A 20,675-nucleotide genomic window follows, 5' to 3' on the forward strand; every position below is an offset into this window, starting at 1 on the left:
GGGCGTGAACCGCAAGCAGCAATTGCTTAAGCGCCATCGTCGCAACAAACGCGCGGTGCTGCTGATCGGCCTGTTATTACTAGTCGTAATAGGCATTCTGGTAGCGTGGTGGTTGCCGCTGCTGTTGGCGGTCCTCGCATGGGTGGCCCATGAAGCCTGGTTTGCCGACCATTTGTTTTACTCCCCCAAAGACGATTATCACTACCGTTTTCCGGATGACTGCGAACAGCCGAATGTCCGTCTGGAGGGCGAATTTTTGCAAGTGGGTCAACCGTTGGCGTTGACCGGCGATGAAACCTTGGTCCTTGGGCTACGGATTAAAAGTTCGTGGATTGGACGCTTTCTTGACCCTGCCATCAACCTGCTGGGCACTGACCTACGCGACCAACAAGCCTTCGAGCGCGGGGTCGACGGTTTGCGCTACCTGAATCTGACTGGCCTTGGCGCCGCGTTGGCGGATGGTTCGCTTCGTGTGCGCGGTCGGTTTTGCCGTTTGCAGGGGCTGCCGAGGTTGTGGGTGTTTCGTCACACTGACGTCAGACGCCAGCGAGTCATGGTGATTGCGCCTCACGCTGACGACGCCGAATTGGCCGCGTTCGGCTTATATAGCCAAGCCGCCGAAGCCTGGATCGTGACCCTCACTGCTGGCGAAATCGAAGCCGAGCATTATCGGCAAATGGGCATGCAACCTGCCGAAGCCGCCCGAGTCAAAGGTCGTTTGCGTGCATGGGACAGCGTCGCCGTGCCGCGTTGGGGTGGGGTGCCGGAAGCGCACTGCGTACAGCTCGGGTATTTCTGTCTGCAGCTCCCGGCAATGCAGGCCGCGCCGGAGCAACCTATAGCGTCCCGCGAAGCCGAGTTAAGCGATACCCGACTGTTTCGGCAGTTCAATCCGATGCTGCTGCCTGGCGATTCGGACGGTGCGCCGACTTGGAACAACTTACTCGCCGATCTGCGAGCTTTGTTGTTGACGGCTCGTCCTCAAGTGTTGGTCATGCCGCATCCATCAATTGATCCGCATCCCGATCATATTTGCGCTCAGGCAGCAGTGCTTGAGGCGCTGCATGGATTGGAATGGCAGCCGCAGACGATTCTCGGCTATGCCAATCATCTTTATGATAACGACCGTTGGCCCATGGGTAACGCCTACACTGGCGTGAGTTTGCCGCCTTATTTTGCAGGCGTCGATTTGATCCCTTACAGCCTTGAGCTTTCGGCCTCGGCACAACGTGACAAGGCCATGGCGCTGGGCATGATGCACGATTTGCAGCCGTTACCGCCGTTCAAGCGCCGGGTTCGCCGTTGGTTGCAACAGTTGCTGGCTGGCCGACGTTGGCCGGCTGAAGGTGAAAATGAATTTTTTAGAAAAGCTGTTCGCCGACACGAATTGTTCTGGCGCAAAGACCATTGATTTAGCCTGCAGCGCGCGTTGGGGAAAACGATGAAAGTTCTATTTTTGGTGCAAAAGGAACAGCGTGCCATTCTGGATCGTCTATATGAAGGCGTCGCGGAGCATTGTGAGTGTGATTTACGCTGGCTGACCTCTGCTGAACAGCGAAATCTGCGAGGCTACTTTCGGCGTGAAGTGGATATCACACGCTACGATCGCATCGTTTTCTTTCTCCGCTTCAAACAAGAGATTCGCCAAGTCCCGTTCATTCGTACGGTACCTAATCTGGTCATTCTTGAACACGATGCCTATCAAAATTATATTCCCTGCAAATACACCGGCAAATTTAGCGCGCATTACCGCAAGCTGCCGTGGGCGCGGGTTATAAGTTCAGGGTTTATGGTCAGCAAGCGCCTGCGCGAAGAAGGTTTCGACGCAGTGTTCGTCCCCAAAGGCTACGATCAGAACTTATTGCAGGACCAAGGGCGCGAGCGGGATATCGAACTGGCCTTCGTCGGCAGCACTGACAGCATTGCCTATAGCGGCCGCAAGGCTCTGCTTGAAGAGTTAGGCCGAGTTGAAACACTTGTGGTGACCCGTACCAAATCCGGTGAGGAATACTGTGACACGTTGAATCGGATTCGGTTTTTTGTAAGCGCTGATGTTGGCATGGGCGAATACATGATCAAGAACTTCGAAGCTATGGCGTGTGGCTGCGTGCTGTTGGCCTTCGATCAAGGGGCGGCCGAAAACGACGCATTAGGTCTGCAAGATATGCATAACGTGGTGTTTTACAGCACTATTGCCCAGTTGCAGCAAAAGCTCGCATTGTTACGCGCTGACCCCCAAATGGCTGGGCGCATAGCGATCAGCGGTAGAAATCTTGTCTCATCCCAATTCAGTTTCGCAGCTATTGGTAAACGCATTGTCCAAGAGCTCGAGCCTGCGTTGGGTGCTCAAACGCCGCTCACCTGGGTCGACCGTCTACGTGGGAAGTTTGGTATTTAACGCGTCGGATGAACTCTACATTGGTTTGACGGGCACCGTTTCTAAGGGGATGCTGCTTTGGTTTTACGTGCTTTGCATGGAGACGCAAATGCGTGGGCGAGGGTGGTTTGGCGTAAGCATGCAGTCTTTTATATGAAATGTCGGCTTTAACAATAATGATGGCAATAAGCTGTGCGCTGCGTGAGGATGCGCACTTATTTCCAGGCGAGATTGCTGTTTTTGCAAACTCCAAGCAGATGCGAACCACCACTGCAACCAAGCAGCGGCATTAAGCGAAGGATTGGATGTAAACATGAAATGGCCTTTGGTCTCGATTTTGGTGCCGTGTTTTAATCACGAGCGATACATCGAAGAGTGCCTGTTGAGCATCCTGCGGCAGGACTATGACAACTTTGAATTGATTGTCGTTAACGACGGATCGACGGATTCCAGCGCTCAGAAAATCGAGGCGTTGCGCCAGATCCATGGCTTCCAGTTCTATCAGCAGGAAAACCAGGGTGTCAGTGCCGCGCTGAATACCGCTTTGAGCCATGCCGCTGGCGAATTCATCATTACCCACGACTCCGATGACGTGATGCTCGAAGGCCGTTTGCGTCGTCAGGTCAGTTATTTGCAAGAGCACCCGGACGTTGGCCTGCTCGGTGCCAGGGTCATCTATATCGACGCCGAAGGGACGCTCCTCAAACACAGCGAGGCCCCCAAAAAATCGGTGCAGCGCTGGACGTTCGATCAACTTCTCGCAGAGGCCTACGCGGTAGGTGCGCCAGTTGCCATGTACCGCCGTGCAGCAATCGACAGGGTTGGCGGCTACGATCCATCCATCAAGGTCCAGGATTTTCAGATGACCCTGAAAATTGCGCATTTGGATTATCGCGTTGATATCCTGCCTGACTTCGTCACCTTATACCGTCGACACGATACAAACATTTCGAAGGTGGCTTACAAGAGTCAGTTGATTTACGACTTGCAGGTCATTGAGTTATACAAAGAAAACCCAGCTTATGCGTCAGCTAAATTAGCAATCGTCAATAAAGCGTTAAAAGAGTCGGTGGTCGCCGACAAGGCATTCGCTCGCGGATTGTTTTCCAGCATTCCGGTTTACCGCTGGAACAGGCTCACGTGGAAACGCTTTAGGCATTTTCTCTTCAAAACTAATAAAGTTAAGGGTGTTTAGTGAGCCGCAATATTCAACATTCCAGTAATTTCATCGACGGCTTCAGCGACATCCAAACGCAATTGAGGGCGCTCCGCAATCATTTCGGAATCGCTGGCCTACTGCTTGGCTTTGGTTTGTTTTGGAGCGTCGCAGGGGTGCTGTTGACACCCTCAATGAAGCTTTTTGATTGGTTGTTAACGGCGTTTGTGTACTTACCGTCTATCTATTTGCTAATCAAACGTTTTGGGGATTTTCGCGATACCGTCCAAGTTCGGCATGAACTGTGGCTGTTTCTTCTTTTGTTTTGCTGGTCAGTCATCTCCCTGAGCTGGAGTGTTACGGGTGAAAATTATCTGACGTTGATCAAGCGCGAACTGCTTTTTCTGTCGCTGGTATTGGGCTGGATCGTTTGGGGTCGGATGTTCAATAGGCAGTTGCAAAGTCTGCTTATTATTTGGGGCGCGATGGCTGGCGTATACGCTCTGGTGTCGATCATTGCATTTCCAATGCGCGGTCTGCCGAGAATGTATGGCTTCGGCAGCTATATGGATAATCCCAATCCAGCCGGTTATACCATCGGGTTTTTGCTGGTTCTAAGTTGCACTTGGTGGCCTCAACGCATGTGGGCACGGCTGGCGTGGGCCGCTTTGCAAGCATGCTCACTATCATTTGTGATCATGACCGGCAGCCGTGGCCCGCTTCTTTCATTGGTGGCGGTTGCTGGTGTGGTGATGTTGGCGGGAGGAAGACCGCTCTACAGAACCCTTGCAGTGGTATTGGTGATCGCTGCAGGTTTTCTGTTTTTACTTGAGCCTTCCTTGTTACAGCGAGGTGATTCCGAACGGCTGGCGTTAATAAAGAGCGCAGTAGAGCTTACTGCGCAGCACCCTTGGCTCGGCATAGGTCTTGGCGCCAGTTATGCCGTATCTGCCGGTGGTGTGATCTTCGACCACTGTCATAATTTCGTGCTGGATACGACGTTGCAATATGGCGTGATTTTTACCGCGCTTTGGGTGTTTCTCTGGGGCTGGGTTGGACTGCGCGCCTGGCGTTGTCGCGATCAGGCGCTTGGCATGGCGGTGCTGCTGGCGTGGGTCTTTGCCTCGGTGGCCTTGCAGTTTGATGTGTTTGTATTGTTCGGGCGCGCGCGCGCGATGTGGATGGTGGTCTGGGTGCCGTTTCTGCTCAGTTTATGCCTGAGTAGGACGCCGGTCAGCGAGCGGACATTGAGTAACCGCCTCTGAATCCTAAAGCGCTAGCTTTTCTGCCAAGGTACTGCGCTCCCAGCCATGACTGCTGTGGGCGCTGTAACTGTTAAAGAAATGTGCGCCGTGCTCTTGAAGTAACCACTCATGGTCGCTCCGATAGCGGCGCATATGCTGGAAGTTTCTTAGGCACATGCTCTTGCGCAATGGACCGCGCAAGGTCCGCAAATCGGCAATATCGATCAACCCCAGTTCGTTGTCTGGCGTCATCACCACGTTGCCCAAGTGCAGTGAGCGGAAATAAATCCCCAAATTGTGCAGTTTCGCGACGAAACGGCCAAACGCCTGGAGTAACTCAGGATCGCTGAAGTGCGCGGGATCAGCGATTATTTGCCGTAATGTCAGGCCGGGTAATGGTTCGTAATGCACTACGTCACGGGCGATATTAGCGACCCGGTAGGTGGCAAGAATATCCGGACAGCGCACGCCACGCTTTTTTAACTCAAGTGCGTTATCGGAAAACCGTTGGGCATAGGGGAATAGCGCCGCGGACGAGATCAGCCGTTTGCGCCGAAATAATTTCATGAAGTTGCCGTCTTCGAGGCGCAACACCTTGTCTCCAAAAAAATCAGCCTCGATCACCTCCGCATCTTTGCGTAAGGCCTGGTAGTCAGCGTAAGCGAGTGCGAGCATGCGGGCTCCTTCAAAATGGCGGCCATCATACCCCAGCCGGGTGGCCTAGGGTTTAATGGCTCCGGGCTGTGATAGTATTCCGGCTCTCTTTTCTGTACCGATGACTATGAGCAACCCAGAACAAAGCTCCAGTATAAAAATCTATTTCCGACTGCTGACCTATGTCATGCCTTATATCGGCATCTTTGTCATCAGCATCATCGGTTTCGTGATCTTTGCTTCAACTCAGCCGATGCTGGCCGGTATCCTCAAGTATTTTGTCGATGGCCTGAGCAATCCGGAAGCCGCATTATTTCCCAATGTTCCGTATCTGCAAGACTTGCAGCTTTTGCAAGCGGTGCCGTTGTTGATCGTGTTGATTGCTGCCTGGCAAGGCTTGGGTTCGTACTTGGGCAACTATTTTCTGGCCAAAGTCTCGCTAGGCTTGGTGCACGATTTGCGCGTCGAATTATTCAATAAGCTGTTGGTGTTGCCCAATCGTTATTTTGATACGCATAACTCGGGTCACCTGATTTCACGCATTACGTTCAACGTCACCATGGTTACCGGCGCGGCTACCGACGCAATTAAAACTGTAATTCGTGAAGGCTTGACGGTGGTGTTCCTGTTTATCTATTTGCTGTGGATGAACTGGCACCTGACCATTGTCATGTTGGCAATCCTGCCTGTGATCGGGATTATGGTGGGCAGTGCCAGCAAAAAATTTCGCCGTCAAAGTAAAAAGATTCAAGTCGCCATGGGCGATGTGACCCACGTGGCCTCGGAAACCATTCAAGGTTACCGCGTGGTCCGCAGCTTTGGTGGCGAGCACTATGAAGAAGCGCGTTTTCGGGCTGCTAGCCAAGGCAATACCGATAAGCAACTGAGGATGAACAAGACCAGTGCCGTGTATACGCCAATGTTGCAACTGGTGATTTATACCGCCATGGCGGTGCTGATGTTTTTAGTGCTGTACCTGCGTGGCGATGCGACCCCCGGTGATCTGGTAGCTTACATAACTGCTGCGGGCCTGCTACCCAAACCGATCCGCCAGCTGTCGGAAGTCAGTTCGACCATTCAGAAAGGTGTGTCTGGCGCTGAAAGCATCTTCGAGCAATTGGACGTTGAACCAGAACTCGATACCGGGACTGTTGAGCGTGACCGTGTTAGCGGCCATCTTGAAGTGCGGAACTTGAGCTTTACCTACCCTGGTACAGATCGGCAGGTGCTAAACAACATCAGCTTCACGGCAGCACCTGGGCAGATGGTTGCATTGGTTGGGCGTTCGGGCAGTGGTAAGTCAACGTTGGCGAGTCTGATCCCGCGCTTCTACCATCATGGTGGCGGTGAAATCTTTTTGGACGGCGTTGACATTGAAGAGTACCGCCTGCGCAATCTGCGTCGGCACATTGCTCAGGTCACTCAGCACGTCACGCTGTTCAACGACAGCATTGCAAATAACATTGCTTATGGTGACCTGGCGGGTGCACCGCGTGCGGACATCGAAGCCGCTGCCGCCGATGCTTATGCGCTGGAATTCGTCGAGCAGTTGCCGGAAGGTTTCGACACTCAAGTGGGTGAAAACGGGGTGTTGCTTTCCGGTGGGCAGCGCCAGCGTCTGGCGATTGCCCGGGCCTTGCTCAAAAATGCGCCGCTGCTCATTCTGGACGAAGCAACCTCGGCGCTTGATACCGAGTCAGAGCGTCATATTCAGGCGGCGCTGGATCAAGTCATGAAAGGCCGGACCACGCTGGTCATCGCGCACCGTCTATCGACTATCGAAAAGGCTGATATGATTTTGGTTATGGATCAAGGCTGCATTGTCGAGCGCGGCACTCATGCGCAATTGCTCGCCCAGAATGGCTACTACGCTCGTCTGAATGCTTTGGGTCTGGATGATCCAGTAGTGGTAGCGGGTATCGCCTGACCGTCAAATCCTTCGCGAATGAATTCGCTCCCACCGGGGCATATGCAATCCCCACTGGGAGCGAATTCATTCGAGAAGCTTTATGCCTCGCGCCTCGAGCATCCTGAGTCATCGGCCGTTCAGCCACCTAGAGTCCCCTTTCCAACCCTGTGCTAAGATTCCGCCCTTGTTCATTCTAGTAACGGGTTGTTTGATGAAGTTGTCCATGCCGCGTTTCGATCAGGCGCCTGTCTTGGTGGTTGGCGATGTCATGCTCGACCGTTATTGGCATGGCGGAACCTCAAGGATTTCACCTGAGGCGCCTGTGCCAGTGGTCAAGGTCGAGCAAATCGAGGATCGCCCAGGCGGTGCCGCTAACGTTGCCTTGAACATTGCTGCCTTAGGCGCGCCGGCCTCTTTGGTCGGGGTGACAGGGGAAGATGAGGCGGCCGACAGCCTCGCCAATAGCCTTAAAGGCGCAGGTGTAAATGCGCGTTTCCAACGCATTGCCCATCAGCCGACCATCGTCAAGTTGCGGGTCATGAGCCGTCACCAGCAACTGCTGCGTATCGACTTTGAAGAACCGTTCGCCACTGATGCGCAAGCGCTGAGCACCGATGTTGAAAACATGCTCGACGGTATCAAAGTCATGGTGCTGTCCGACTACGGCAAAGGTGCATTGCAAAACCATCAAGTCCTGATTCAGGCGGCACGGGCGCGAGGTATTCCGGTACTGGCCGATCCCAAAGGCAAGGATTTCTCGATTTATCGCGGCGCCAGTGTGCTTACCCCGAACCTCAGCGAGTTTGAAGCGATTGTTGGTCATTGCACCGACGAGGCTGAACTGGTCGCCAAAGGCGCGCAGTTGATGAGCGAGCTGAACCTAGGAGCGCTGTTGGTCACCCGAGGCGAGCACGGCATGACCCTACTCCGTCCTGATCAGCCCGCCTTGCATTTGCCCGCCCGTGCCCGTGAGGTTTTTGATGTCACCGGGGCTGGCGATACGGTGATCTCTACTCTGGCGGCTGCCATTGCCGCAGGCGAAGAGCTTCCTCACGCTGTTGCACTGGCTAATTTGGCTGCGGGGATTGTGGTCGGCAAGCTAGGTACTGCGGCCATCAGCGCACCGGAATTGCGTCGTGCGATTCAACGCGAAGAGGGATCTGAACGAGGTGTTCTTAGCCTCGAACAACTGCTGCTAGCAATCGATGATGCGCGCGCGCACAAAGAGTCGATCGTTTTCACCAATGGCTGCTTTGACATTCTTCATGCCGGGCATGTGACTTATCTGGAGCAGGCCCGCGCTCAAGGTGATCGCTTGATCGTAGCGGTTAACGATGACGCGTCTGTCAGCCGCTTAAAAGGGCCGGGTAGACCCATCAACAGCGTTGACCGGCGCATGGCCGTATTAGCTGGCTTAGGGGCGGTGGATTGGGTGATCAGCTTCTGCGAGGGAACGCCGGAAAATCTGTTGTCGCAAGTGAAGCCGGACGTATTGGTCAAGGGCGGTGATTACGGTATCGATCAAGTCGTTGGCGCCGAGATTGTTCAAGGGTACGGCGGCACGGTCAAAGTGCTGGGCCTGGTCGCGAACAGCTCAACCACGGCGATCGTCGAGAAAATTCGTAACCAGTGATTTGAAGGGTTATCTGGAGCTAACTTGTGGCGAGGCGGTGTATCAACCGCGTCAGGGCATTCGCCAACACGTTGGCTCCACAGACTATCGGCGCGTAAATTACAAACGCCCGCGGGCGAGTTGCATCAGTTTGCCGGTCAAGCGTTTAAGACCGGTCTTTCTCGGCGGCGGTGTCATGCCTTGCTGCCTTAGCCAGTCCTTCCAGCGAATTCGTTCTTCTCTTACAACCCAGCCCTGTTGCTCTGCAAAGCTTTCTGCCAAGTAAAGTCCGCGGGTTCCTGCCGGTTGCAGCTTGTCGCGCTTGAGCGTGTACAACTCGGCTTTGGGCACGCCGTCTTCTAGCGGCATTAAATACAGGTCCGGCTTGCTGCGGTTCAGACGTGCCACCAGTTCGTCGTTTTCCAAGCTCTCATCGACATGGAACAGGCTAAGCGGCCGTGCATCTTTGGGCACTTCCAGGCGCATGTCATAGATCAATTGCAGTGATGAAGTGGGTAAATGCACGTATGCGCGCGGGCGTTCCATCAGCATCATGTTGCCACAGCGCACTGGTCTTGCAGCCCCGGATAACGGACTTAAGCGAAAGGGTAGGGCCTCACGGTAGTGCAACGCCGAAGCATAGGGCGCCGGCAGCCACGTGTCGCCGAATCGCCCGCTAAGCCAGCCCTGCGGGGTTTCGATCAGGCATTCTTCGGCGACTTCTTGAATGGCGGTGTGTAGGGGCAAATTTAATTCATGGGCGGGCACATAGCCGGAAATTAACTTGAGCACTACGTCGCCACGGTCTTGCCGACGCTGGCGGACCAGCACCCAGTAATCGCGATTTTGCCAATTCAAGGTCAGCCGTACTGAGACCCCAAGATTGGCCAGCTCCACCGAAAATCGATCGGCATCGGGTACGTCGATCTTGCGACGACGCTGCAGTGTCTGGGAGAAATTCAACGGCATGCCGACGCTCTGGTAACTCAAACCTTCAGGTGTGGCATCGACAATTAATGGCAGGGTTTTAAAGTTGCTGGGGTTTTTCCGAATCAACGTTCGCGGCATTGCGGCTCCTTCGTTCGTTGGGGTCGGCTGTCGCCAGACTCAGGTTTTGCCAAGAATCACGGCGGCAGCAATTGCCACGTTATGGGCCAAGTGCAGAGGATTAATCGTTCCGACAATAGCACTGGCGACACCTGGATGTGCAAACAGCAGCTCGAAGCTGGCCCGAACCGGATCAATTCCCGGGCTTAGACAGGCATGCCCGCTGGCCAACGCTTTCTTTACCAGAACGGCTTTTCCATGGCTGGTGGCATAGTCCAGAACCGGCCTTTCAGTTTGCTCGTTGAGATTGTAGGTGACCATTGCGCAATCGCCTTCGCGCAACGCCAGCAAGGCGCCCTCGACGGTTTTTCCGGAGAAACCAAAACCGCGAATTTTGCCCTGTTGTTTCATTTCGGCCAGCGCTTCATAGACACCAGAGTCATTAAGTACGGCTAAATCATTGCCGTCGGAGTGAACCAGCACTAAATCGATGAAGTCGGTTTCGAGGCGTTGGAGGCTGCGTTCAACTGACAGACGGGTATGTGCCGCGCTGAAATCATGACGTGACCGGCCGCTTTCGAACTCTTCACCGACCTTGCTGACGATGACCCACTCATGACGTTGTCCGCGCAACAGCGGCCCGAGACGTGCTTCGCTGGAGCCATAAGCCGGTGCGGTGTCGATCAGGTTGATGCCTAAATCCCGCGCCAATTTAAGCAGCATCCGTGCTTCATGGTCATCCGGGATTTTGAAACCGTTGGGGTATTTGACCCCTTGATCACGGCCCAACTTCACGGTACCCAGACCCAGCGGAGAAACGCTCAAGCCCGTGCTGCCCAATGGGCGATGCAGTTCGTGCAGGGCTTTCATGGCAGTAATTGATCCCACACAGGTATCGCCATCGGCGGTTTTGGCAAGCCAACCAAAGGCAGCTGCGGCGTTGGGTGAACACCATCGCGTGCCAGCGCTGCCAGTACTCGATCTGCAAAGTCAGGGGCCAGGGCGAGTTTGGTGGGCCAACCCACCAGTAGGCTTTTTTGTGTCGATAAGTAGGCGTTGTCTGGCCTGACAAGGCCTGACTGCGAGGGCTCTGCGCGATCAACACGCAGAGTCGCCCACTGTGCCTGACTCAAATCGACCCACGGGAGCAAATTGCCTAGTTCTTTTTTTGCCGCCGCAATCTGTGCTTCCGGTTTGCGAGCAACGCCATCAGCTTCAGATAGATCGCCGCCCAGGTACCAAACCCACTGACCGTCAGCTGCCAAATGAGTCGTGACTGTGATCCGAGGTTTTGGCCCTGCGCCGAGGCAGTGGGCGTACAGCGGTTTCAACGTTGGACCTTTGACCATCACCATATGCAGTGGGCGGCGTTGCATGATCGGGAAGGTGACACCCAGAGATTTGAGCAGCTCTGCGTTGCCTGCTCCTGCGCTCAAGACCACCCGCTGAGCATGAATCTCCCGGCCATCGACCCGCAGTCCGACTAACTCCTCCCCTGCATACAGCGGCTCGATTTTTTCGCCGGCCAGCAAGCTGTCGCCCGACAGCTCGGCAAGGCGTTCAATCAGGCTGGGCACGTCGATCACTAGCTCAGCCAGCCGATAGACCTTGCCTTTAAATGCGGGGTTTTGCAGCGCAGGTGGCAAGTCAGCGCCGGTGACTTGGTCGACGCGGCCACGCACGGCTTTACTGGCAAAAAAACTGGTGAGGTTGCCCGCGAGGGTGCCTGGAGACCACAGATAATGGGCTTCGGACAGCAGGCGCACGCTGGACAGGTCAAGCTCGCCTTTGCCTGACAATGCTTCACGCCAGCGGCGAGGCATGTCGGCGATTGCTTCCGATGCCCCGCTCAAGGCGCCATGCAGCGCGTATTTGGCGCCGCCGTGGATGATCCCTTGGGATTTTGTGCTTTGTCCGCCGCCCAGGCTGGCGTTTTCCACTACAACGGTCGAGAACCCTTGGCGCCGCAAACGCGCATTCAGCCAGAGACCGGCAGCGCCAGCTCCGACAATCAGTACGTCAGTGGTCAGGATGGAGGGAGTGGACACAGATGGCATGAGCGACCTCAGTGGCTATACGAATGCCGCCATTATAGAGGATCGCGTTTTCAATGCCCGGCGGTTTTTGAGAACAGCTGAATCACAACCACACCAGCCACAATCAGGCCCATGCCAAGCATGGCGGGCACATCGAGTTTTTGTCCGTAAACGAACAGTGCAGCGATGCTCACCATGACAATCCCCATGCCGGCCCAGACCGCGTAGGCAACGCCCACTGGAATGCTGCGAACTACCAAGGTCAACATCCAGAACGCAATGCCATAACCCACGATGACTAATAGCAGCGGTACTGGTGTGCTGAGACCTTTAACCGCTTTCATGGAGACGGTTGCAATAACTTCGGCGCAGATGGCAATGGCCAGATAATAATAAGCGGTCATGGTGTACTCCTTTTCATAAGCTGCTCATTCTAGAGCTTCAAGAGATGGGGTAAAGTCATTACCCATCTTCAAAATCGATAGGCTGAACAGTCTTGCAGTGGAATCTTGAGCAAATTCGATTGTTCGTCAGCGTCGCCGAACAGCGTTCGTTCTCCGCGGTGGCGCGTGACATGAAGCGCGCGCAATCAGCCGTCAGCAGCGCCATTGCATTATTGGAAGCGGACTTAGGTGTCAGCCTGTTCGACCGCAGCAGCGGCCGACAACCCCGGTTGACCGAAGCTGGCGGGGCATTGCTGGAAGAAGCGCGGGAGTTGTTGCGCCAGTGTGATCGCCTCGATGGCCGGGCGTTGGCGTTGATGCGCGGTCAAGAGGCGCGCTTGCGGTTGGCCCACGATGAAGCCATGCCATATCAACCAGTGCTGGACAGCCTTGAAGCCTTGGCCGAACGTTTTCCGACGTTGGAAATGCAGCTGGCCAGCGGCGCCCAAGGTGATGTGGCGCGCAAGCTGGTTGAGCGTCGGGCGGATTTGGGCCTGCTGTTCCATCATGAGCAAATGTCCGAAGCCTTGGAACGACGGGCATTGGGTAGCGTTGAGATGGTCACGGTATGCGCGGTAGGGCACCCATTGGCCAGCGAGCTTCGCGTGAGTCGCCAGTTGCTAGGTCGTCACCGTCAGCTATTGATCGCGCCGCAGCAAAGCGGTTACCCCGGAGGCGAACAGATCAGCGCGCAGGTCTGGCGTGCCGACAGTTTCTACGTGATGGCCGAACTGTTGATGCGCGGCCTCGGTTGGGCTTGGCTACCAAGACATGTGGTGCAGTACCCGGCGTATCAAAATCTAATGGTCGAGCTGATCAGCGACTGGACGCCGCCTGCGCTGGTCGTGGAAATGGTCTGGCGCCGGGATGAGCCTCTGGGCCCTGCGGCGAGGTGGCTGGCCGATAGCTTTGCCCAGCATCTTCAAGCGATTGGCTGATAAACTCCGCCGCCATGAATAGATTCCTTTATAGCGTGTTGTTTCACGTGGGTTTGCCGCTGATAGCCCTGCGTCTTTGGTTGCGGGCGCGCAAGGCGCCTGCCTACGCGCAGAGGATCGGCGAGCGTTTCTCGTTCGGGCTGGCGCCTATGCAAACCGGCGGGATCTGGGTGCATGCCGTCTCCGTTGGAGAAAGCATCGCTGCAGCCCCAATGATCCGAATTCTGTTGGCGCGCTACCCGCACCTGCCGATTACCCTAACCTGCATGACGCCCACTGGCTCAGAACGCATCAAGGCGTTGTTCGCAGGCGAATCCCGGATTCAACATTGTTATTTACCCTACGATTTGCCTTGGGCGGCTGGGCGCTTCCTGGATCACGTGCAGCCTCGGTTGGCTGTGATCATGGAAACCGAGCTGTGGCCCAATCATATTCACCAGTGTGCCAAGCGTAGAATTCCGGTAGTGCTGGCCAACGCCCGATTATCTGAGCGTTCGGCACGTGGCTACGGACGTTTCGCCAAGCTGACGCGGCCGATGCTGGCTGAAATGAGTGGTTTCGCAGTGCAGACTGAAACGGAAGCGCAGCGCTTTCTTGATCTGGGCGCCCGACCGGAATGTGTCGAAGTCACCGGATCGATCAAGTTCGATTTGAGTATCGACCCGCAGTTATTGCTTCGAGCGGCAGATTTGCGTGAGCAATGGCAATCCAGGGAACGCCCTACATGGATCGCGGCCAGCACCCATGCTGGCGAAGACGAAACCGTGTTGTCCGCTCATCGGCAACTGCTGATCAGCCATCCAGACGCATTATTGATTTTGGTACCGCGCCATCCTGAGCGTTTCAACAGCGTTTACGATTTGTGTCTGCAGCAAGGGTTCGAAACGGTTCGCCGCTCAACCGCGCAGCCCGTCACCTCCACCACCTCGGTGTTGCTGGGCGACACCATGGGCGAGTTGCTGTTTCTTTACGCAGTGGTCGATTGTGCGTTTGTCGGCGGCAGCCTGGTGCCCAACGGCGGGCATAACCTGCTGGAACCGGCTGCTCTGGCGAAGCCGGTGTTAAGCGGTCCTCATCTGTTCAATTTTCTGGAAATAGCAGCACTGCTGCGCTCTGCCGGAGCGTTAGAAGAGGTCAGCGATGCGACGGGACTGGCAGCTGCGATCCAACAGTTAGTCGATCAACCCGCTAAGGCCCAGCAAATGGCCGTCGCCGGGCTGAAAGTGATGGGCGCCAACCAGGGCGCGTTGCAGCGGTTGTTGGACATGTTGACGCGTGTGGGAGGCCTTTGACAGGCCTGCCTGCCCAAATCCCTTCAACGTTGTGAAGAGCTTTGGGATGGCGGTATTGGGCACACCAGCACGTCATTCAGCCAATCACTTCTGCGTAGGCTTTTGAAAGTTTTTCGCCGCTTCTGTAGCCAAGTCGGGCGGCAGGAAGTCTTTGTCCGGGTTGTAGTCAGCTTTCAAGTAGCGCGACAAATCCTGCAAATCTCCAGGGTTCAAAGTGCCTGCTGCCTGTTTCAAACGCAGGTTGTCGAGAATGTAGTCGTAGCGCGTGTTGTTGTAATCGCGCACTGAACTGTAGAGCTGACGTTGGGCGTCAAGCACGTCGACGATGTTGCGGGTGCCCACCTGATAACCGATTTCAGTGGCTTGCAGCGCACTCTGGTTGGAGATGATCGACTGCTTGCGCGCCTGAACTTGCTCAACATCGGTGTTCACCGCGCGGTGCAGGTTTCGGGTGTTCTCCACAACCTGACGGCGCAGGCTTTCACGACGTTGTTCGCTCTGGTTTAGCCGTGCGTAAGCTTCTCGCACTTGGGAACTGATCAATCCGCCGCTGTAGATCGGAATGTTCAGTTCTACACCGACGCTGCGCTGCTCAACGTTGCCGCCATAGTTCTGGCCGGTAAAGTTCGGATTGCTGAAACCGAACGCATCATTATCACCGCGCTTATAACTTGCTACCGCATCGAGGGTGGGAGCGTGACCGGCCTTGCGCTGGCGCAGGGTTTCTTCTGCAGCCGTCACTGCGTAGTTGCTGGCGAGCAGATTCAGATTCTGTTGCGAGGCCGTGTCGACCCACGCTTTTGCGTCATTTGGAGTCGGCGCAAGCACCGGCAGCGTATGCACGATGCCTTCGATGGAGTTGTACTCACGGTTGGTCAATGTCACCAGTGCTTCGAAGGCATTGTCTACCTGTCGTTTAGCAACGATGCGGTTGGCTCGTGCTGTGTCATAGCTGGCTTGCGCCTGCAGCACGTCGGTCTTGTCTGAAAGGCCGACATCGAAACGCTCATTGGACTGATCTAGCTGACGTTTGAACGCCGCTTCTTCGGCCTTGGTAGACGCCAGATTGTCTTCGGTACGCAAGACCGTAAAGTAGTCTTGAGCGCTTTGCAAAATCAGGTTTTGCTCAGTGGCAGAAAGCTCCAACACCGCTTGCTCATTGACGTCCTTGGCTGCTTGAAACTGGTACCAGCGGTCCGCCCGAAAGATCGGTTGGCTCAAGGTGGCCTGATACACCGTGCCGCTACGGGTGAAGTTTGTCGAAGGCTGGTCGATTTGGGTGCGGGTGGTTTGAACGTTAGCACCTGCCGACAAGTTCGGTAGCAGGCCAGCCCGCGCCTGAGGCACGATTTCTTTGCGAGCCTGGTAGTCAGCGCGGGCAGCGGCCAGGTCTGAATTGTTATCCACAGCCTCCTGGTAGACGTTGACCAAGCCCGTCTTGGTCGGCAAAGGCACGTCAACGGCCCAGACCATTCCATTGGAAGCACAAGACACGGCGAGAGCCAGTGAAAGTTTGCGCAGCATGAGGCGTTTCCTAGAGAGAGTAATAATTCGCGTAGCGAGTGTAGTGCCCGGTGTAGTTCGCAACAATCCTGCATATCAGCCATTTATCGAGTGATATTCAACGTTATTGGCGTTCTGCCCATCTCTTGCACTAGACTGGCGACGTTCTTGTCGGGGTGCCTTGCTATGAGGCTGAGATCGGTTAATCCGGATCCCGTTGAACCTGATCAGGTTAGCGCCTGCGTAGGGAACAAGATTTCTCGTCTCCCGGCGAGTCCTCTTGAGTATCGTCCGGGGTCTATTGTTCATGAAATGAGCAGCAGCGCTTCCTTTCTATGCTCAGCACCGTTCTTGGTGCACCCGTGCCTTTCAGGTTTCACTCCGACAATAAATCCGCCGCTGGATGATGTCTGGAGTGCCTGTGATGAGTACAAAATCAAAAAACACCGCTAACTTGAGTGAGTCGGCCCAAGTCGATTCAGGATCAGTTCAGCCGTTCACCCGTTCGCAAAAAATCTACGTTCAAGGGTCGCGCCCAGACATTCTGGTGCCGATGCGTGAAGTCAGCCTTGACATAACACCGACCGATTTCGGCGGCGAGATTAATGCGCCCGTGGTCATCTATGACACCTCAGGCCCCTACACCGACCCCAACGTGATTATTGACGTGCGCAAAGGCTTGGCTGACATTCGTTCGCCGTGGATAGACTCGCGCGACGACACCGAGCGCCTGTCGGGTTTGAGTTCTAACTTTGGCCAACAGCGCCTCAGCGATGCCGAACTGACCAAACTGCGCTTCGCCCATGTACGCAACCCGCGTCGGGCTAAAGCCGGTGCCAACGTCAGCCAGATGCACTATGCGCGTCAGGGCATCATTACTGCCGAGATGGAATACGTCGCCATTCGTGAAAACATGAAGCTGCAGGAAGCCCACGCGGCGGGTCTGCTGACTCAGCAACACGCCGGTCACAGCTTCGGGGCCAGCGTTCCGAAACACATCACCGCTGAATTCGTCCGTGACGAAATCGCCCGCGGTCGCGCCATCATTCCGGCCAACATCAACCACGTTGAGTTGGAGCCGATGATCATCGGCCGCAACTTCCTGGTGAAAATCAACGGCAACATCGGCAACAGCGCACTGGGCTCTTCGATCGAAGAGGAAGTGGCCAAGCTGACCTGGGGCATCCGCTGGGGTTCGGACACGGTCATGGACTTGTCCACCGGCAAGCACATTCACGAAACCCGCGAATGGATAATCCGCAACTCACCAGTGCCAATTGGTACCGTGCCGATTTATCAGGCGCTGGAAAAAGTCGATGGCGCGGCCGAAGACCTGACCTGGGAATTATTCCGCGACACGCTGATTGAGCAAGCCGAGCAGGGCGTCGACTACTTCACTATTCATGCCGGCGTGCTGTTGCGCTACGTACCGCTGACCGCCAAGCGCGTCACCGGTATTGTTAGCCGTGGCGGCTCAATCATGGCCAAGTGGTGCTTGGCGCATCACCAGGAAAACTTCCTGTACACGCATTTCGAAGACATCTGCGAAATCATGAAGGCCTATGACGTCAGCTTCTCGCTGGGCGATGGCCTGCGTCCGGGTTCGATTGCCGACGCTAACGACGCAGCACAATTCGGCGAGCTGGAAACCCTTGGCGAGCTGACCAAAATCGCCTGGAAGCATGACGTACAAACCATGATCGAAGGCCCAGGCCACGTGCCGATGCAGTTGATCAAAGAGAACATGGACAAGCAGTTGGAGTGCTGTGACGAGGCGCCGTTCTACACCCTCGGGCCGCTGACCACAGATATCGCGCCTGGCTACGACCACATCACGTCGGGTATCGGCGCGGCCATGATTGGCTGGTTCGGTTGCGCGATGCTCTGCTACGTCACGCCGAAGGAACACTTGGGCCTGCCAAACAAGGATGACGTCAAAACCGGGATCATCACCTACAAAATCGCGGCCCATGCGGCGGACTTGGCCAAAGGACACCCCGGTGCCCAAATTCGCGACAACGCCTTAAGCAAGGCACGGTTTGAATTCCGTTGGGAAGACCAGTTCAACCTGGGTCTCGACCCCGACACCGCACGCTCGTATCACGACGAAACCCTACCGAAGGACTCGGCTAAAGTCGCGCACTTCTGCTCCATGTGCGGGCCGAAGTTCTGCTCGATGAAGATCACTCAGGAAGTCCGCATCTATGCGGCTAACCAAAAGATCGACACCGTGGATGCTGCCGTGCAGGAAGGTTTGCGCGAGCAGGCCGAGCGCTTCAAGCAGGAAGGTAGTCAGTTGTATAAGAAGGTTTGATTTGAACCGATGAAAAATCCCCTGTATGAGCCAGCGTGTTGGCTCCTACAGGTTTTGGATAAACCGCTCCTCCGAGATCACACCCGTGACTATTGCATCCAACACCTACTCTCCCGACATTCCTGTGCCTCTGGGCAAGCGTGTGTTCGGCGGCCGAGATCTGTTTTCCCTGTGGTTTTCCCTCGGCATCGGCCTGATGGTCCTCCAAACCGGTGCGTTGTTGGCGCCGGGGCTGGGCATGTCGGGTTCGATGCTGGCTATTTTTCTCGGTACGCTGGTTGGCGTATTGCTGCTGGCGGCCGTTGGCGTGATTGGCAGCGACACCGGACTTTCAGCCATGGCGGCGCTTAAGCTCAGCCTGGGCACTCACGGCGCATCGCTGCCGGCGATATTGAACCTGGCGCAACTGATTGGCTGGGGCGCTTTCGAGATCATTGTGATGCGCGACGCCGCTAGTTTGTTGGGTGCGCGGGCATCTGCCGAAGGCAGCTTGTGGGCGAATCCACTGGTCTGGACCGTAATTTTCGGTGCGCTGGCGACCTTTCTGGCCGTCAGCGGACCATTGACCTTCGTCCGCAAGGTGCTGCGTAAGTGGGGCATTTGGCTTTTGCTGGCGTCGTGTGTGTGGCTTACCTGGAACCTGTTGACCAAGACCGATCTGACCGCGCTGTGGGCGCATGCCGGTGACGGGACGATGCCGTTTGCCGTCGGTTTCGACATCGCAATCGCCATGCCACTGTCTTGGCTGCCGTTGATTGCCGACTACTCACGTTTCGGCAAGCGCGCCAGAGGCGTGTTCGGTGGTACTGCGTTGGGTTTCTTCATCGGTAATTTCTGGCTGATGAGCTTGGGCGTCGCCTACACCTTGGCCTTCGCGCCAAGTGGTGAAATGAGTCCGCTGTTGCTTGCCTTGGCTGGCGCCGGGATGGGCATTCCGCTGCTGCTGATTCTGATCGACGAATCGGAAAACGCTTTCGCCGATATTCACTCGGCGGCGGTCTCCAGCGGAATTCTGTTGCGGATCAAGGTCGAACACCTGGCGTTGGGCATTGGTGTGATTTGCACATTGATCGCCTGTTTGGCGCCGTTGGCGCAGTATCAGAATTTCTTGCTGCTGATTGGCTCGGTATTCGCGCCGTTGTTCGGCGTGGTATTGGTTGATCACTTCATTCTGCGCCGTCGCAACCTACCGACCGCCACCCTTGGTTTGCGTGGAATGAGCCTGTTGGCGTGGTTGGGCGGCGTCAGCACTTATCACCTGTTGGCGAATCTCTACCCAAATGTGGGTGCAACACTGCCAGCGCTGGTGGTGTCTGGCGTGCTGCAATTGCTGCTGGGTCGCGTATTTAACCGCGGCGCGGGAACAGCTCCGGCTTGAGGATGCCATTGAGCTGGAGGTAAGACATCTTCAGCTCAATGTGGCCCATGTCGTACGGCGCTATCGTAGTTACGCCATATTTGAGGATGACCCCGCCATACGTCAGTGCGACGTTTGGCGTTTTCTGAAACGTCCAAGCGTGCACGAACGCGGGATCTTGAGCGACTTTGTTGTTGATCATCCATTCTTTATGCGCTTGCTGCGCCGTTAACCAGAACGCCTCTTCCTGACCGGGCAACAACATGTCTTGTAGCGTCAGGGCTTTGTGCAGCGGGCGGGAATAGTTGATGAACGCGCGCCCCGGCGTGCCATGTTCATTGCCGTTTTCCAAATAGCTGGACAGTTCGATGATCACCAGACCGTCATGCTGCTCACGTACTTTGGCCTGCAAATAGCTGTTGGTACTGTTCGGTGCTTGCTGCAGGAATTGCTGTTCATAGGCTTTGAGCGATGCCGGTAATGGCGTAGCCCCCGGTGTATTGCGGGCCATCTGCAGCAAGGTGTTCTGGATCAGGCTGTCCAGGTTCGGTTCGTCAGGAAAATGCACGGTGTCGACATTCACCAACGGGCAGTCTGGCGTTGCGTAGCCCGGTTTGATCTGTTCCGAGGCGTCACGCTGTGCTTCCAGCGGTGAGTTGTAGTTGGGTTGAAACAAGCTTTGGCAGGCGCCCAGCGCCAGTGCGAAGCAAGCCAGTGTAGTGATCCTCAACAATGACATGGTGATCCTTGGCAAAAACAAAAAAGACGGGTCGACGTGCTTGGACTGCAAGCG

General features: G+C 55.6%; 17 protein-coding genes and 1 riboswitch. Of the genes, 10 read left to right on the plus strand and 7 right to left on the minus strand.

The window, feature by feature from the left end; all coding sequences use genetic code 11:
• Window positions 1-4: 4 nt before the first annotated feature.
• The 4 genes from QN378_RS02145 to QN378_RS02160 all read left to right on the plus strand — a co-directional run bounded on the left by QN378_RS02145 (window position 5) and on the right by QN378_RS02160 (window position 4,798).
• The gene (locus tag QN378_RS02145; protein ID WP_322206993.1) at window positions 5-1,411 is read left to right on the plus strand and encodes a PIG-L deacetylase family protein; all 1,407 of its coding nucleotides are present in this window, start codon (window positions 5-7) and stop codon (window positions 1,409-1,411) included.
• A gap of 30 nt (window positions 1,412-1,441) precedes the next feature.
• Window positions 1,442-2,398, plus strand: a complete 957-nt coding sequence (locus QN378_RS02150; protein WP_322206504.1) for a glycosyltransferase — start codon at window positions 1,442-1,444, stop codon at window positions 2,396-2,398.
• A gap of 292 nt (window positions 2,399-2,690) precedes the next feature.
• Window positions 2,691-3,572, plus strand: a complete 882-nt coding sequence (locus QN378_RS02155) for a glycosyltransferase family A protein (protein WP_322206505.1) — start codon at window positions 2,691-2,693, stop codon at window positions 3,570-3,572.
• Window positions 3,572-4,798 carry an O-antigen ligase family protein gene (locus tag QN378_RS02160; RefSeq protein ID WP_323546788.1) on the plus strand — a complete coding sequence of 409 codons (1,227 nt, stop codon included), beginning with the start codon at window positions 3,572-3,574 and terminating at the stop codon, window positions 4,796-4,798. Before QN378_RS02155 ends, QN378_RS02160 begins: the two co-directional genes overlap by 1 nt.
• 3 nt (window positions 4,799-4,801) lie before the next feature.
• On the opposite strand, the gene QN378_RS02165 is transcribed toward QN378_RS02160, so the two are convergent.
• Window positions 4,802-5,452, minus strand: coding sequence for a toluene tolerance protein (locus QN378_RS02165; protein ID WP_322206507.1), 651 nt, complete (start codon window positions 5,450-5,452; stop codon window positions 4,802-4,804).
• Window positions 5,453-5,558: 106 nt separating this feature from the next.
• Here QN378_RS02165 and msbA point away from each other — a divergent pair, with 106 nt between their 5' ends.
• Window positions 5,559-7,358 (plus strand): lipid A export permease/ATP-binding protein MsbA, encoded by a 1,800-nt coding sequence (gene msbA, locus QN378_RS02170; RefSeq protein WP_322206508.1) that lies wholly within the window; start codon window positions 5,559-5,561, stop codon window positions 7,356-7,358.
• A 193-nt stretch (window positions 7,359-7,551) separates the two neighbouring features.
• Complete coding sequence (gene hldE, locus QN378_RS02175) at window positions 7,552-8,973, plus strand: bifunctional D-glycero-beta-D-manno-heptose-7-phosphate kinase/D-glycero-beta-D-manno-heptose 1-phosphate adenylyltransferase HldE (protein ID WP_323546790.1); 1,422 nt, start codon at window positions 7,552-7,554, stop codon at window positions 8,971-8,973.
• A gap of 99 nt (window positions 8,974-9,072) precedes the next feature.
• Here the strand turns inward: hldE and QN378_RS02180 are convergent, their stop codons facing one another.
• Genes QN378_RS02180 through QN378_RS02195 form a run of 4 tightly spaced genes read right to left on the minus strand, consistent with a single transcriptional unit; the run spans window position 9,073 to window position 12,439 of the window.
• Window positions 9,073-10,020 (minus strand): metal ABC transporter ATPase, encoded by a 948-nt coding sequence (locus tag QN378_RS02180; RefSeq protein WP_322206510.1) that lies wholly within the window; start codon window positions 10,018-10,020, stop codon window positions 9,073-9,075.
• 39 nt (window positions 10,021-10,059) lie between these two features.
• On the minus strand, window positions 10,060-10,869 hold the full coding sequence (locus QN378_RS02185) for an aldo/keto reductase (RefSeq protein WP_323546792.1): 810 nt from the start codon (window positions 10,867-10,869) through the stop codon (window positions 10,060-10,062).
• On the minus strand, window positions 10,866-12,056 hold the full coding sequence (locus QN378_RS02190) for an NAD(P)/FAD-dependent oxidoreductase (protein WP_322206512.1): 1,191 nt from the start codon (window positions 12,054-12,056) through the stop codon (window positions 10,866-10,868). Before QN378_RS02190 ends, QN378_RS02185 begins: the two co-directional genes overlap by 4 nt.
• 50 nt (window positions 12,057-12,106) lie before the next feature.
• Entirely contained in the window at window positions 12,107-12,439 is a 333-nt protein-coding gene (locus QN378_RS02195) for a multidrug efflux SMR transporter (protein ID WP_322206513.1), read from the minus strand.
• Window positions 12,440-12,531: 92 nt separating this feature from the next.
• Here QN378_RS02195 and QN378_RS02200 point away from each other — a divergent pair, with 92 nt between their 5' ends.
• Together QN378_RS02200 and waaA are read left to right on the plus strand one after the other, a co-directional pair.
• On the plus strand, window positions 12,532-13,416 hold the full coding sequence (locus QN378_RS02200; protein ID WP_323546793.1) for a LysR family transcriptional regulator: 885 nt from the start codon (window positions 12,532-12,534) through the stop codon (window positions 13,414-13,416).
• A 14-nt stretch (window positions 13,417-13,430) separates the two neighbouring features.
• Window positions 13,431-14,708: a lipid IV(A) 3-deoxy-D-manno-octulosonic acid transferase gene (gene waaA / locus QN378_RS02205; protein WP_322206515.1), complete on the plus strand. Its 1,278-nt coding sequence runs from the start codon at window positions 13,431-13,433 to the stop codon at window positions 14,706-14,708.
• Window positions 14,709-14,792: 84 nt separating this feature from the next.
• Here waaA and QN378_RS02210 read toward each other — a convergent pair whose 3' ends face one another.
• On the minus strand, window positions 14,793-16,232 hold the full coding sequence (locus tag QN378_RS02210; protein ID WP_322206516.1) for a TolC family outer membrane protein: 1,440 nt from the start codon (window positions 16,230-16,232) through the stop codon (window positions 14,793-14,795).
• 141 nt (window positions 16,233-16,373) lie between these two features.
• Window positions 16,374-16,478: riboswitch (TPP riboswitch) on the plus strand.
• 157 nt (window positions 16,479-16,635) lie between these two features.
• On the opposite strand from QN378_RS02210, the gene thiC reads away from it, so the two are divergent.
• Together thiC and cytX are read left to right on the plus strand one after the other, a co-directional pair.
• Complete coding sequence (gene thiC, locus QN378_RS02215; protein ID WP_322206517.1) at window positions 16,636-18,525, plus strand: phosphomethylpyrimidine synthase ThiC; 1,890 nt, start codon at window positions 16,636-16,638, stop codon at window positions 18,523-18,525.
• 85 nt (window positions 18,526-18,610) lie between these two features.
• A complete protein-coding gene (gene cytX / locus QN378_RS02220; RefSeq protein WP_322206518.1) occupies window positions 18,611-19,903 on the plus strand; it encodes a putative hydroxymethylpyrimidine transporter CytX in 1,293 nt (430 codons plus the stop codon).
• On the opposite strand, the gene QN378_RS02225 is transcribed toward cytX, so the two are convergent.
• Window positions 19,872-20,621 carry a DUF3298 domain-containing protein gene (locus QN378_RS02225; protein WP_323546796.1) on the minus strand — a complete coding sequence of 250 codons (750 nt, stop codon included), beginning with the start codon at window positions 20,619-20,621 and terminating at the stop codon, window positions 19,872-19,874. The two genes, cytX and QN378_RS02225, sit on opposite strands and share 32 nt — an antisense overlap.
• Window positions 20,622-20,675 lie beyond the last annotated feature (54 nt).

The organism is Pseudomonas sp. 10S5 (genome assembly GCF_035019745.1).
Taxonomy (GTDB): domain Bacteria; phylum Pseudomonadota; class Gammaproteobacteria; order Pseudomonadales; family Pseudomonadaceae; genus Aquipseudomonas.